General features: G+C 58.1%; 12 protein-coding genes. 4 read left to right on the top strand and 8 right to left on the bottom strand.

The genetic code is table 11. From position 1 onward, the window contains the following. Window positions 1–133: 133 nt before the first annotated feature. Window positions 134–355: a type 2 periplasmic-binding domain-containing protein gene (locus GRH90_RS02465; RefSeq protein ID WP_246235836.1), complete on the top strand. Its 222-nt coding sequence runs from the start codon at window positions 134–136 to the stop codon at window positions 353–355. Window positions 356–398: 43 nt separating this feature from the next. Here GRH90_RS02465 and treY read toward each other — a convergent pair whose 3' ends face one another. From treY to GRH90_RS02500, 7 genes are all read right to left on the bottom strand, one after another. Continuing rightward, on the bottom strand, window positions 399–2,933 hold the full coding sequence (gene treY, locus GRH90_RS02470; protein WP_162364321.1) for a malto-oligosyltrehalose synthase: 2,535 nt from the start codon (window positions 2,931–2,933) through the stop codon (window positions 399–401). After that, entirely contained in the window at window positions 2,930–4,717 is a 1,788-nt protein-coding gene (gene treZ, locus GRH90_RS02475; RefSeq protein ID WP_162364322.1) for a malto-oligosyltrehalose trehalohydrolase, read from the bottom strand. The genes treY and treZ overlap by 4 nt, the downstream gene beginning before the upstream one ends. A gap of 525 nt (window positions 4,718–5,242) precedes the next feature. After that, window positions 5,243–6,019, bottom strand: a complete 777-nt coding sequence (locus tag GRH90_RS02480) for a molybdopterin-dependent oxidoreductase (RefSeq protein ID WP_162364323.1) — start codon at window positions 6,017–6,019, stop codon at window positions 5,243–5,245. Then, the gene (locus tag GRH90_RS02485; protein ID WP_162364324.1) at window positions 6,016–6,879 is read right to left on the bottom strand and encodes a cytochrome b/b6 domain-containing protein; all 864 of its coding nucleotides are present in this window, start codon (window positions 6,877–6,879) and stop codon (window positions 6,016–6,018) included. The genes GRH90_RS02480 and GRH90_RS02485 overlap by 4 nt, the downstream gene beginning before the upstream one ends. A gap of 52 nt (window positions 6,880–6,931) precedes the next feature. Continuing rightward, complete coding sequence (locus GRH90_RS02490; protein ID WP_162364325.1) at window positions 6,932–7,567, bottom strand: hypothetical protein; 636 nt, start codon at window positions 7,565–7,567, stop codon at window positions 6,932–6,934. 249 nt (window positions 7,568–7,816) lie between these two features. Then, the gene (locus tag GRH90_RS02495) at window positions 7,817–8,404 is read right to left on the bottom strand and encodes a TetR/AcrR family transcriptional regulator (protein ID WP_162364326.1); all 588 of its coding nucleotides are present in this window, start codon (window positions 8,402–8,404) and stop codon (window positions 7,817–7,819) included. 683 nt (window positions 8,405–9,087) lie between these two features. Then, window positions 9,088–9,939, bottom strand: a complete 852-nt coding sequence (locus GRH90_RS02500) for a PA4780 family RIO1-like protein kinase (RefSeq protein WP_162364327.1) — start codon at window positions 9,937–9,939, stop codon at window positions 9,088–9,090. A 458-nt stretch (window positions 9,940–10,397) separates the two neighbouring features. Here GRH90_RS02500 and GRH90_RS02505 point away from each other — a divergent pair, with 458 nt between their 5' ends. Both GRH90_RS02505 and GRH90_RS02510 read left to right on the top strand, forming a co-directional pair. Next, on the top strand, window positions 10,398–10,664 hold the full coding sequence (locus GRH90_RS02505; RefSeq protein WP_162364328.1) for a hypothetical protein: 267 nt from the start codon (window positions 10,398–10,400) through the stop codon (window positions 10,662–10,664). A 124-nt stretch (window positions 10,665–10,788) separates the two neighbouring features. Next, window positions 10,789–10,992: a hypothetical protein gene (locus tag GRH90_RS02510; RefSeq protein ID WP_178112989.1), complete on the top strand. Its 204-nt coding sequence runs from the start codon at window positions 10,789–10,791 to the stop codon at window positions 10,990–10,992. 152 nt (window positions 10,993–11,144) lie between these two features. Here GRH90_RS02510 and GRH90_RS02515 read toward each other — a convergent pair whose 3' ends face one another. Beyond that, window positions 11,145–11,948 carry a siderophore-interacting protein gene (locus GRH90_RS02515; RefSeq protein WP_162364329.1) on the bottom strand — a complete coding sequence of 268 codons (804 nt, stop codon included), beginning with the start codon at window positions 11,946–11,948 and terminating at the stop codon, window positions 11,145–11,147. 711 nt (window positions 11,949–12,659) lie between these two features. Here GRH90_RS02515 and GRH90_RS02520 point away from each other — a divergent pair. Then, on the top strand, window positions 12,660–13,646 hold the full coding sequence (locus GRH90_RS02520) for an ABC transporter substrate-binding protein (protein ID WP_162364330.1): 987 nt from the start codon (window positions 12,660–12,662) through the stop codon (window positions 13,644–13,646). Window positions 13,647–13,664: the final 18 nt, after the last annotated feature.

Genomic DNA, 13,664 nt, shown 5'->3' on the forward strand with positions numbered 1-13,664 from the left:
AGCGCCTGCCAAAACCACCCAGCGGATTTTTTTGGCCGTCAGCTTACGGCTTCATTCGCCATAAGGTCGCCCGTATCTCTGGGAATTTGCAGGTATTGCGGGAAAACTGGAAGTGGTTCCAGCCGGTAATATCATGCTGGACGATATGGATTGCGCACTGGAAGCAGTGCTATGCGGTGCAGGGCTAGGCTACCTCTATTACGAGCAGGTGAAAGAGCATCTGATAAGCGGCAAGCCCGCTCAGGTTTTCGATGAGCGGCAGCCAGAGCGCCCCAGCCCGCAACTCTATTCCGCCATCAAGGTAAAATTCGAGACGCGGCGTAAGTATCCCGCCGGGATGATTTACGGCAACTGATTTTACGCAATACAGCAGCTCGGCACGCGGGATGACCATAGCATCATGCGCTCAGGAGTATGACAGACGAACAACCATCGGCTGACGCTAAGCTGATCCGGTCGGCCAAGCATATCGTTTCCCCGCTAAGGATGTCGCGGTAGCGGCGGTTGGCGAGCCGCTCGGGCAAAGCGATTTCCGTCTGCGCCCAGTATTCTGTATACGGGTGGGCAAGGCTGCCATGAAGCGCGCCGAAGACAAGGCGAGGCGCAATGACGATCAGCGCATCATCGCTTTCCGCCCGTGCGAAGGCCAGGACGTTTTCCGCCCGCTTGCCCGTGGCGGCCAGCGGTAGGTAGTCGCCCCGGCGAAACAGCGTCGGCTTCCGCTGGCGGAAACGCAGGAGTCTGGCGATGACATGCTGCTTCAGCCGGCCGCTCAGCCAGCCCTCTTCCGTGGTGGCAGCAGGCTTGCCATCCCCGGCCAGTAGCCGTTCAAGCGCGGCGAAATCCGGCTCGCGCCGGTTGTCGGGATCGACGAGGCTGAAATTCAGCGCTTCGCTACCCTGGTAGATATCCGGCACGCCCGGCGCCGTCAGCTTGATGACCGTCTGGGTGAGGCTGTTGACCAGGCCGGCGCGGATGAAAGGCTGCAGCGCGTGGTAAAAATCCCGCAAAAAGGCCTGGTTGGCCGGCGAGAGCAGATGGCGGGCGTAGTCGAGCACGGCCTTTTCGTAGGTGTCATTGCTGTCGCCCCAGTTGGTGCGCAGCTTTGCTTCCCGCAGCGCTTTTTCCACAAAGTCAAGAAACCGCGCTTCAAGCGCCTTCAGTCCCGCCTCGTTTTCCGGGTGGAGCGTAACCGGCCAGACACCGGCCAGCGCCTGATAGAGCATCCATGCGACGGCCGGTTTCGGCGCCGGGCCATCGTCGAGCACGGTGACGTTGGATTGGTTCATCCGGCGCCAGCGGGTGACGCATGCGGCCCAGAGTTCCGGCGCTTCGGTGAGCGTATAAAGCCGGGCGCGGGCATCCTCGCCGCGTTTGGTATCATGGGTCGAGGTGGCTGAAAGCGCATCCGGCTGCCGTTCGAGCCGCGTTTTCATCTCCGCGTGAAAACGGTCGGGCGAGAAGGCGCGCGGCATCGGTTCGGCGCCCACTTCATTTAAAGCCAAATCCATGTTCTGGCGAAAGAACAGCGTGTCTTCGACCGATTTCGCCATCAGCGGGCCCGTCAATTGCTGGAAGCGGGTGCGAAAAGCGGCGGCCTCGCCGGAAGCGCTGTTAGCGACCTCGCCCGCGAGAATGCGGGTAAGGAAATCGAGCGCCTCGGGAGCGGGGGCGTTCGCGCCGGTTCTCACCCTTTCGGCCACCTTTCGCAACATGTCACAGTCCGCCGGCGGCAGCCCTTCCTCCGTGCCATAGGTGCGGTAGACCGGGAAGGCGACCAACAGCTCGCGCAGGGCCGACCGGACGACTTTCTCGTCCAGCGCCGCCCCCTCCGTCCCGGCAATCGCCATCGCGAGCATCGAAAGCGTGGTGAATTCACCCGCAAAATTCCTGTCCGCCATCAGAAGCTTGGCCGCACGCAGTTCGGCTTTCATGTCCACCGGCTTGCCCACCACATCGTCATAGGCCTTGCGCAGGGCGGCGATCTTCTCGTCATCCACCAGCACATCGGAGAGCGATGCGATGAATTCGTAACCGGTTGTGCCGGAAATCGGCCAGTCCGCCGGAATATGCTCGCCCTTGCCAAGGATCTTTTCGACCGTTATATAGCAGTCCGGCCCGGCCTCCTGCCGGAGAAGTTCAAGATAAGCCTTCGGGTCGGCCAGCCCGTCCACATGATCCACCCGCAGCCCGTCGACCGCGCCGGAATGGACAAGTTCGAGGATCAGCCGGTGTGTATCGTCGAAGACGGCCTTGTCCTCGACCCGAACGCCGGCGAGGCCGGTTATCTCGAAAAAGCGACGATAGGAAAGATCGCGCGGCGCATCCCGCCAGGACATCAGCCGATAGGGCTGGCGCCGGTGCAGTTCGGCGATCTCCGCCTTATCGGTGAGCTTCAGCACCTCGGCCTCGCGGCCCACCCAGGTTTCGGGGGCAAGCGGGTAAAAGGTGTCGTGATAAGCGAAAGCCGGCCTGCCGGTGTTCGGGTCGGGCTTCACGGCAATCTCGTGGTTTTCCAGCACGCTCTCGAACGTATCGCCGAGGAAGGGCAAGGTCAGGCGCGTAGACCAGTTGATGTCGAAATGCCGGGCGTGGCGGCTGTTTTCGCCTTTTTCAACAACGTCGCGCCACCACGGATTTTCCAGCGAGGCGGCCATGTGGTTCGGCACGATATCGAGGATCAGGCCGAGACCCGCGGCCTTCAGTGCCTGCACCATGCGGTCGAAGCCTGCGCGGCCGCCGATCGAAGGCTCGATCTCGTTGGCGTCGGTCACGTCATAGCCGTGGGTCGAGCCGGATGTCGCGGTAAAGACCGGCGAGGCATAAAGATGGCTGATGCCGAGCCGCTCCAGATAGGGTACAAGCCCAGCGGCGCGGTCGAAGGTCATGCCGTTGCGAAACTGGATACGATAGGTAGCGGTTGGGATCTTCACGTTGCGTCTCCCGAGGCAAGGCGGACGGTGATGGCGTTCTGCGGCAGGTCATTTGCCGCGCAAGGCCAGGCGAAGATCGTTTCGCCCGGCAGGTCGGGAAGCGGCTGGGGTTTCTCGCCGATATTAACCGCGATCGACAGCGTGCCTTTCGGGAAAGTCCAGGTGACGGCGAGGAAGCCTGCCATGGTCTTCACCACCCTGCCGGCCTCTCCGCGGGCCGTGGCGAGCAACGGCACGACATGTTTCCGGCGCAGCGCCAACAGCGCTCGGGTCAGTGCCAGCCAGTTTTTGCCATCCCTGCTATCCGGCTTCGTCCAGTCAAGCTTCGACATCGCGAAGGTCTTCTCTGCGTTCGGATCGGGCACGCTTTCGCCCTGATGGCCGGCATGGCCCTCGAATTCCCGCGCGCGGCCCTCGCGCACCGCCCTGGCGAGATCGCCATGGAAATCGGTGAAGAACAGAAAGGGGTTAGTCTCGCCATATTCCTCGCCCATGAAAAGCAGCGGGATATGCGGCGAAAAAAGCAGCGCGGCGAGCAGGACCCGGGTGCGATCGGCGCCGGCCAGCTTAATCAGCCTTTCACCCTGGGCGCGGTTGCCCACCTGGTCGTGGTTCTGGATAAAATCAACGAAAGCGACCGGCGGCTGCCCGGTGCTTTTCACGCCGCGCTTCTCACCCGTCTGCGGCGAGACCTCGCCCTGATAGGCGAAACCTTCCGCCAACACCCGGGCAACCTGCTTTTCCGGCTCCCTGGCAAAATCGTTGTAATAGGCATGCGTTTCGCCGGTGGCGAAGACGTGGACGGCATTGTGAAAGTCGTCGTTCCATTCACCGGTAAAAAGCGGCACGGAACCCTCTTCCCCGCGCGGATGCAGGAAGATGACGTTGCGGCTGTCCTCGGTCGTCAGATGGATCGGCCGGGTGGTGATCCCGGCGCGGATACGCTCGGCCGTCTCGATCAGCACGTGCTTGTCGGAACTATCCTCGATCTGGTCAATCGCGTCGAAGCGAAGGCCGTCAAGGTTAAATTCCTCCAGCCAGTAGAGCGGCGCCTCCACGATATAACGGCGGACCGCATCAACGTCATAGGCAATGCCGGCACCCCAGGGCGTCATCCGCTCCTTGTGGAAGAAATCCGGCGCCAAAAGCGGCAGGTAATTGCCCTCCGGGCCGAAATGGTTGAGCACGATATCGAGCACGACCGAGAGGCCATGGCCATGCGCGGCATCGACGAAGGCCTTGAAGTCTTCCGGCGCGCCATAGGCGGAATGCGGCGCGTAGAGAAGCACGCCGTCATAGCCCCAGCCGCGGCTGCCGCCGAACTGCGAGAGGGGCATGACCTCGATCAGGGTGATGCCGAGTTCGGCGAGGTAAGGCAGTTTCCCGATCGCGGACTGTAACGTGCCTGCCGGCGTGAACGTGCCGACGTGCATCTCGTAGACGACCGTTTCTTCCCACGGGCGGCCTTTCCATTCGGTGTTCCGCCAGGCGTAGCGGGTTGGGTCGATGACGAGGGAAGGACCGTTGACATCCGCCTTCTGGGCGCGGGAGGCCGGGTCGGGCACGACCGTGCCGTCGGCGAGGACAAAATTATATTCCGCACCCGGTGAAACGCCGGTTGCCAGCAGTTCAAACCAGCCGTCGCCGCTTGGGTTCATCTCGGTGTCTTCGCCGGAAAGTCTGAGCGTCACCCTGTCCTGGCCGGTAGCCCAGAGGCGAAAGCGAACGACGCCGGCAGCCACGTATTCGGCGCCCCAACTTTTAGGAAATGATTTAAACGCCATTCGATTACCTCGTTTAACCCAAAAGTGAGCGATGGGCGACATCGCTCGGTTCATGTTCCGGCGATGCGAGCTTCAATAGCTCAAACTTGTAAGCGCGGTGTGGAAGCCGTAAATGGGCGGCGCTTCTCTGGTAGCCACCGAGGCGTCAGTCCCCCGGAGTGATGATGTTGAAACGGCGTCCGGTTGTCCCGGCCCCAGGCGGCATACGAACAACAATCATAGACTATTATGTAGGAATTGATGGGCCGCGCTAACAGGGGAACGTTTTTTCGTCACCGTCCCTGCGTCTGGATATTGACGCGTTCTAAAACCGCACACGCCGCCGCAGCCATCTGGGCGGGGTCTTTTCTTTAGCACGCATAAATGCCGCATAAGGCTTGCTTTTCCTGACGCTTCACCGCCGAGATAACGTTCAAAACCAGGTACGCATGCATGCTCCCTCCCAGCGCTGCGGCCCTGGTCTCCCTCCCGCGGCAACCGGCAAGCCGTCCATGGTCGCCGGCGGTCTATCCATTTTTCCCTGCTTCATATACCCGCATACCACTCATAGCCGCGATCTTCCCAGTAGCCGCCCTTGCCGCTGCCCATGCCGCCGAACGCAGCGACGACTTCGATGCGCATCAGATATTTCGCATGCTTATAGCCGAGCTGTCTTTCAACCCGAAGACGCAGCGGCGCGCCGTGGGCCACGGGCAGATCACCGCCGTTCATGCCGTAGGCAAGGAGGGTCTGGGGGTGGTAGGCGTCGAGCAAGTCGATACTCTCGTAATAGCGGCCGCTGCCATCGAGCGTCCTTTCCAACTCGTCCGCGCAATGGAACACCACATAACGAGCGCCTGGTTTCAATCCCGCCACGTCCAGCACTTGCCCCAGCGGAACGCCTCGCCATTTTCCGATGGCGCTCCAGCCCTCAACGCAATCGTGCCGGGTGATCTGGGTGCGCGGTGGAAACCGCTTCAGGTCGGACAGCGACAGGCTCAAAGGATGCCGCACCAGCCCGTCCACCTGCAATCGCCAGTCGGCGAAGCCGCGGTCAAGCATCCGGGCATAGTCCTCCGAGTCAGGCATTTGCGTTCCGTTGGCGCGAAAGACCGGCGAAAGGTCCGCCTCGCCGTATTCCCGAGCCAGCCGCTGGCGCCCGAGCAGCAATCTTTGGCTACCCATGGTCAGCTTTTCGATATGGCTTAACCAGGCGTTCACCGCGTCGTCCTGCACTAAACGATCGCATCCGGTGAGCAACACTCCCCCTCCGCCGGCGAGCAGGCCGGCCAAGAGCCGCCGACGTGAAAGCTGTGATTTCATGGCTTATCTCCCGTGTCGTCGATGGCATATCGGCCGCTTATCATCGATCGCAGATTGTTCCAAAGCCCCGATACGGCGACCATCGCCACATGGACCAGGACGAATAACACCAGCAAAGACGCGGTGATGAAGTGCAGCGTCCGGGCTGAAGGGCGTCCACCGAACAGATCCGGCAGGAAGGGAAATACCGCGTTCAGGCCTGGCGACATCGCCAGCCCGGTCAATACCATGATAGGGAGCAACCCCAATACTACCGACAGATAGGCAAGCTTTTGCAACGCGTTGTAGCGCCGTGCCTCTTCTCCCCTGGCGAAGCGCAGCCGTACGTGGTCGATCGTTTCCCGCCACAAATGGCGTAATGTCAGCTGAGCCCTGGTCGGCAACAGGTCGCGCCGTATATGGCCCCGCCAGAGCCCGTGCGCCAGGTAGACCAGGCCATTGATGACCAGCAGCCAGGCGAAGAAGAAATGCCAGTGCCGTCCGGCGCCCAGATCGTGGTAGGACGGGATGGTGAGCCACGCCGGGAATGCGCGGGCGGCTGCGGCGCCATCTTCGCTGGAAACGCCGAGGAATCCCGTGCTCTCGATGTTCATTGGGCCGATTTGGACGTAGCCGCGCAGCGTATCGCCTTGTTGCCTGGCGCCGATGACGATAAAGGCCTGGTCCGCATCGGCGCCGTATTTTCCCCAGTAGAGCCGTGGATGGGCGTTGAAAATCTGTAACCCGCTCAGTAACAGGAACGACAGGCACAGCACGTTCACCCAGTGGGTTATGCGTACGGGCAACGAATGCCGCTTAATGAACCGGCGGCGGTATGGCCGGGCCGGCGGCGGCACATTTGATGGATCAAGCGTATTCATGACAGGCTCCTTAACCGGCTGGTTGGCACTGCCAGCCGGTAATGGCGATTGATTACATCGGAGGAACGACGCCGTTCTTGCCAACGATCAGGTTGCCGGCTGAGAGCGCGCCGCCCGCGCCCTTCTCGGCGCTAATGAAAACAATCGCGCCAGGCTTCACATCGTCGGGTGTGGCCGGCGCCAGCGTGACGACCGGCGTGCCTTCTGGAATGGAAATCTTTTTCGCCTGTCCGTGATAGCTGACCGTGACGTCGCTGCTACCGACCGATTTGACCGCATCGGCCACGGTTGCATTGGTCATCGTGCTGTTGGGCTTCAAGTCCCAGCCAAAGCTGCCTTCCGCCGCGCCTCTGAGCTGTGGCGGGAAGATCAGGACTTCCAGCGCTCCGTCGCCACCCGCCGATTTAGGCAGCGACGCGATGCCTACGTAGTCGCCAGGCTTGATGTCGCTGATGCTGGCCTTGGCTACTCCCGAGGCCGTCCAGCCGGGTTTGAGGGTGACGGTGACGGCCTGACCGTCACGCGACTTAACCTGGAGCCGGTCACCTGCCAGCGCGACCACCGTGCCCCGGACCCGGACGCCCCGATCGGCTGCTCCAGCGGCGGATGCCGTCGTCAAACCGCCGGCCAGGAATAGCGCGCTGGCCAGGCTGAGGGCCACGAATTTGTTAAGTTTTGCTATGTGCATAAAAAATCTCCTGTGCGATGCGGACACCGCGGTGTGGTTAGATAGCGCATTAGTGTGGAAGGCCGTCGAAAGCCGCGCCCTGAAAGCCTTCGAGCGTGACGAGGAACCGTGGTGCGTATGGAGCGCGCGCCCCGCGATGGCCCGTAATTTCCTGTTCATACCGCAGCGTTCATATTGCATACAACCTACTAGTTGGTAGATTATTCGGACGACCCAAACCACGCAGCCGCTCCGTTCCGGCGGAACGAATCAGTTTGCCGTGATCAACTTGTCGATAGTAGGCTGTACAATCGCCTGGAAAGTCTGGGGATCGCCGAAGGCCCGCGCGGCCAACATCGCGCCGTGCACCGTGGCCATAAAGGATCCCGCCTCGATGGTCGGGCTGTTTCGCAAGTGGAACTGCCCTTTAGCTGCGCCTTTCTTGAGTACCGACGCAAGCCAGGCAGACTGATCCTGGAAATGTCCACGGACTTCATCCGCAACCTGGCTTGGGATCGTCAGCAGTTCGGCGGCCAGCATCGCGCAAATGCAAAATGAAGACGTGCCGTCGCGAATGCACGTGGACCAATAATCCGCATAGGCATTGAGTTCCGCCAGCGGATCGTTGAGTTGGCGATCGAGGATTGCCATGCCTGCCAGGGCCTCCTCACGATAGCGCGCGACCACGATCCGGACCAGTTCCGCCTTGCTCGGGAAATGGTGATGGATGCTGGCCTTGCTGATGTGCACCCGCGCGGAAATGTCCGCATAGCTGAAGCTGTTGTAGCCGCCGGCGGCGAGTAGCAACCTCGCATGCGCGGCAATTTCGGTGGCCTTGGGCGAAAGTTCTGTGTTCATAATGAAAATCCATCAGCCAAAAAAATGTTGTGAGGCAAATTCTGCTTTTTCATATATCGCCGGCACCGTTCAAGAAAGCGGGATATGCCCGGCGCGGAGTTTCAGCAACCCCCTCCATGGCTATCACCCTACTAGTTGGTAGCCTGACTGTCAAGTCATCGATAGATCGCGGCCCGACCTTGAGGGCGCTTTAAGGACCTCTCATGCTTTACTCTGAAACCAGAGCATGAAGAGGCAATCCAGCGCGGTTTGGCCCATTTTGCCGGGTTACCATTAATAGATTTGCGCAAAGACACTGCTGTAATAACCTTCTGTTGATTAATTTTACATCTTGATCATCAAGGAGAGCTTAGGGGGTTCGCTAATCACGGCAACCGCAATAAACTTGACCTCTCCCTATTATCGATACGATGATTGTCGATGGGGATAGGGTATGCGTGCAATTTCATACAAAAAACGGCAAGGGGTTCAACGGCGCGGATTTTAATATGCAGTGTTGCCGGGTTCTACAGATTAGAAATAGTAAAACCAGCCAAATATGAGGATATTATGACTCAGGAAAATTGCAGGAATTATTTGCCAATAGGCAAAGGTGGCATAAAACAGGTCAGCGCGCTGATGCCATCGGCCTTGTGCAACACGTCGGGCCGGCCGGCCCGCATCTAAATCCGTTCGCGCCGGCTTTAAAGATCGCGTTCTTTCAGCGCCCGCTGACGATCGTAATATTCATATTCGGCGGCAATGATTTCATCAAGCAGCGAATCCACATCGGCTTTATGCGTATCTTCGGCAAACTGCCCGGTCAGAATGGTTTCCGGAGTCAGTTTACCCTCTTCATACAGCGCCCAGATTTCTTTCGCATAACGGGTTTCCAGCAACCGCGGCGCGAACCGGCCGTAGTATTCAGTCATGTTGTTGACGTCGCGCTCGAACATCGACTCGGCATGATTGTTGGCAGCGGCATCGACGGCCTGAGGCAGGTCGATAATCACCGGCCCGTCGGCGTCCATCAGCACGTTGAATTCTGATAAATCCCCGTGCACGATACCAGCGCACAGCATCCGCACGATATTGCGGATCATGGTGTCGAAATCGGCCACCGCGTCTTCTTCTGTCAGGATCACATCGCTCAAACGCGGCGCGACCACGCCGTCGGCGTCGGTGATAAGCTCCATCAGCAGCACGCCATCCAGGCAAATATACGGCTGCGGCACACGCACGCCGGCATTCGCCAGACGGAACAGCGCGCTGACTTCCGCCGTCTGCCAGGACTCTTCCTGCTGTTTGCGTCCGAACTTCGAGCCTTTTTGCATTGCGCGCGTGTTGCGGCTGTTACGGTCCTTGCGGCCTTCCTGATACTGCACGGCCTGCTTGAAGCTGCGTTGCGCGGCTTCTTTGTAAACTTTGGCACAGCGGATCTCTTCACCGCATAGCACGGTGTAAACATCGGCTTCTTTGCCGCTTTTCAGTCGGCGGACCACATCGTCTATCAGGCCGTCATCTACCAGCGGTTGGATTCTATTTGGAATTTTCATGCAGCCTTGTACCTTATTTCAGCGCATGAGGGAATAACCTGCGCAATATTTTTGCGGGACAAGAGCTACCTTGCAGCACTGATTAGTCGCATTATCTGTTACATCGCTTGTGCCCGGACTGATGCCATTATGCCACAATATTTATTGATGCTGGGCATTTTGCGCACGGTCTATTCAGTGGCAGTCACGGCGGTTACCCATAGCTACGTTCCTTGGTGTGCTCATTTCGTTACCCATTATGCATTTTTTGATCATTGCGTTCAGGAATGAGTCGCCATGATGATATGGCACCCTCGCAATGCCCTCGCCACCGCATAACGCCAGGGCAACCCATGCCATACCGCTGGATCGCCAATCACAAAGATATGTTTTTTCGCTCGGGCGGGCACGGGTCGCATCAAGAGTAGAAAAATTTTCTGTTTCCCCGCTTCAGTTGCAACAAAACAGCCGGTAGCTTTATGGCCTTACGCAAGCGCAGCGCCACCGCTGCTGCTGCTGTCGATCTGGCGATGGGTGTCGCCGGAGTGTTTACCTTTATTGAAGATAGCGGTCAGGCCGTCAACCCACCAACGGCCATTGCCGGCTCACCTGCCGAGCGGAAGCCGGTTGTGCAATGGGTATTACGCAGAAAACGCCTTCTTTATTCCTCGCGAATATACCCCCATCAATTTAATGGATATATGTCGCCTGGCCGGAGTGCTTTTAATCGTTTCTTCCTGTTGTAGCAATAACCGCTATCGTCTGGCAAAACATTGCATATAGGAAGAGAATAAAGGGATGCACACTTTTAAAATACGTATAGCATTTCATAATCCATCCGCCATGACTTTTATGCGGCTGGATGAACTTATGAAAAAAAATCACTTTATCTCCCTAAAATCGCCGGGCGGCCATTTTCGCTACTGGGTTGATTATGAGTACCGGTGTGAAAAATCCTGTTGTTGCGAAGGTTTTTGCGAAGTATGTTTACTGGCTTATGAAGTAGCACGCGGCACGGGGAAGCTGCCCCTTATATTGGTAGAGGAAAAGGGGGCGGTGTTTAAAATTGCCTAGCCCACCGCATGATGTCGGCAATCAGAATAATGATGCCTTTGTATTAAAACAGGGCTCGTAAGCCGAATCGATCGTTGGCGTTCGGAGCTTTAACGCGCCCGCCACCATCGCCGTCGTTAGACGGCGGTTGAACAGGCCATGGAGGCAGCGCATTAATCGTGAATTTTTTTATGGTGCCAGTAGGCGACGGCGCGAACGAAAGCCCCGTCGCAGCCACGGCGCTGGGTAAAATAATCGCTCAGCATATTCACCGTCTCGCCTTCGCCGGTCAGCCAGATGAAATAGTCATCAGCCGGCAGGGATATTCTGTCCAGGGCGCCAATGAGCATACCGAGATTATCGATCTGCATCATTCCACTTCCCAGCCAGTTGACGTTAACGCCATTGAGATCGTCCAGATAGCCGCGCCCCGTCGCTTCATCGGCATAGGCAAACAGATGCAGGTGTTCGGCGTTGATGGCGGGCCTGCGGCGCCTGAACGCCGGGAGGCCGGTTTCATCACAGACGTAGAGCTGGAAACGATAATCAGCCGGGACGATTAACGAACCCCGCGGACCGCCAATGACCAGTTCGTGCCCTGGCCGCGCTTGCTCGGCCCAGTCGCTGGCCATACCGCCCTGGTGGATATAAAAATCCAGCGTCAGCTGGTTCTCGCCGTCAAACTCCAGCGGAGTATAATCGCGTGCCAAAGGACGCACGCCCGCTTGCCAAACGACGCCTTCTGCCGTTACATCCGGCAGATTCAGCGCGCCGGATTTCGGATCGGGAAAGAAGAGTTTGATGTGATCGTCAAACCCCGGCGAGTTAAAACCCTTTAGGTCCGGCCCGGTGAACTGAATACGCCAAAAGTGCTCCGCCACGCGCGTTTTATTGGCGATTTTGATGCGCCGGAAGCACAATTCGTTACGTACGCGCTGTGGCTCGCGGCTATGTATCACTTCACTCTTTTTATTCAAAAAAAATCTCCTTGTTTCACCGCCGCTGGCGAATGATGAAGCCTATATAATTGCAGCCGTCCACCGCGGTGTGCTTGTCCGGTAATAAAATCGCTTGCCGTCAAACACGGATTAGCAACGGCAAGCCATTTCATCTCAAGGGGTAACAATATATATATTAACTATTGAGTTCAAGGTGATAAAATGCCTTTCCCCCGGACGTTGCGGCTATTGCTTACTGGAAAAAGTCGCTTTTATCAGGAGGGCAAGTTTGCCGCGGTGTCTAGAAGACCGCGCTGGAGGAAATATAAACTTATGCCAAATACTTTATTACATTCGCTATTGCAAAATAGACATTAGCATTCCAATGTCCTTACCATAAAATCGACCTGCTATCTTCGGGGTAGTCTGCGTGCAACGCCCGGGTTACTATTCACGCTGTTCCAGCGTCCGGATTATCGGGAGATGGCCGCCATTGGCAACGCGTTGTCCCCGGCGACCCTCCGCTCTTCCCCGGCGCTTAATCGAGTGACGCCGGCCGTCAATGATCTCGTTTCAACGCACGGTGACAGTGCGCCGCACGATTTTTGCGCACTTTTACTGACCATTATTTCCCCATCCTGGCCCCACAGGTCGCGGACCTTCGATTGGCATCGGTCTTGCATACTCTTGTATATACAAGGACAGCCATCAGCATCTTATTTCCCGCACAACCTTCTGAAGGAAACCGACATGATTTCATACCGAGTTTTGCAAAAATCCCTGGTCGTCACGTTATGTTCTGGGCTGCTGATGACATCAATGAGCTTTGCGGCCGCGCCGGAGCCAGGCGCCCTTAAAATGGGCGTTGAGCCGTGGCTGGGGTATGGCCAGTGGCATGTGGCCAATCATTACGGCATGTTTAAAAAACACGGTCTTGAACAGGTGGAGGTGATTAACTTCGCCGAAGATAAAGATATCAATGCCGCATTGGCGAGCGGCCAGATCGACGCCGCCAATATCGCGACCCATACCGCCATGGGGATGATAGCGGCGGGACTGCCGGTTAAAGTGGTGCTGCTGCTCGATCAAAGCAAAACCGCGGATGCCATGTTGACCGGCAGCGGCATAACCGGCCTTAAGGAACTCAAGGGGAAAAGCGTCGCTTATGAGGAAGGCACCACCAGCGACATCCTGCTGCATAGCGCCCTCGCCTCCGCCGGCATGACGATCGAGGATATCAAGCCCGTACCCATGCCCGCCTCGTCCGCCGGCACCGCCCTGATCGCCAAACGCGTCGATGCGGCGGTGACCTACGAACCCTATCTTTCGGTGGCAAGGAAAAATGACGCCTCGGTGCGCATGCTGTATAGCGGCCAGAACGATCCCGGTTTGATCAGCGACGTCCTGGTGGTGCGCGACGAGGTCCTGAAAAACCGGCCCGGCCAGGTCGCCGCCCTGATCGGTACCTGGGATGAGGCGCTGAATCATTACAACGGCAACATCCAAACCGACCGGGCGATTATCGCCAGGGAAGTGGGCGCCACCGCGGAAGATCTCAACAGCGCCTTCGACGGCGTTAAATATTATACCCTGGCGGAAAACAAACAGGTCCTGGGCGCTCAATTCAGTAATGAGACCTTCCAACACGTGCTTAAAGCGGCAACGGACGCCGGCATTATCACCGCCCCCGTGACGGCCGCCCAGGTAATTGACGCCAGTTTTGTCAACGCGCAATAAATAAAGGGTTCCGGGCTC

Source organism: Acerihabitans arboris (assembly GCF_010131535.1).
Classification (GTDB): domain Bacteria; phylum Pseudomonadota; class Gammaproteobacteria; order Enterobacterales; family Enterobacteriaceae; genus Acerihabitans; species Acerihabitans arboris.

Coding starts and splice junctions, on each gene's coding strand:
- GRH90_RS02465 (WP_246235836.1), top strand. CDS start 134: ATGCTGGACGATATGGATTGCGCACTGGAAGCAGTGCTATGCGGTGCA.
- treZ (WP_162364322.1), bottom strand. CDS start 4,717: ATGGCGTTTAAATCATTTCCTAAAAGTTGGGGCGCCGAATACGTGGCT.
- GRH90_RS02480 (WP_162364323.1), bottom strand. CDS start 6,019: ATGAAATCACAGCTTTCACGTCGGCGGCTCTTGGCCGGCCTGCTCGCC.
- GRH90_RS02485 (WP_162364324.1), bottom strand. CDS start 6,879: ATGAATACGCTTGATCCATCAAATGTGCCGCCGCCGGCCCGGCCATAC.
- GRH90_RS02490 (WP_162364325.1), bottom strand. CDS start 7,567: ATGCACATAGCAAAACTTAACAAATTCGTGGCCCTCAGCCTGGCCAGC.
- GRH90_RS02495 (WP_162364326.1), bottom strand. CDS start 8,404: ATGAACACAGAACTTTCGCCCAAGGCCACCGAAATTGCCGCGCATGCG.
- GRH90_RS02500 (WP_162364327.1), bottom strand. CDS start 9,939: ATGAAAATTCCAAATAGAATCCAACCGCTGGTAGATGACGGCCTGATA.
- GRH90_RS02505 (WP_162364328.1), top strand. CDS start 10,398: ATGGCCTTACGCAAGCGCAGCGCCACCGCTGCTGCTGCTGTCGATCTG.
- GRH90_RS02510 (WP_178112989.1), top strand. CDS start 10,789: ATGAAAAAAAATCACTTTATCTCCCTAAAATCGCCGGGCGGCCATTTT.
- GRH90_RS02520 (WP_162364330.1), top strand. CDS start 12,660: ATGATTTCATACCGAGTTTTGCAAAAATCCCTGGTCGTCACGTTATGT.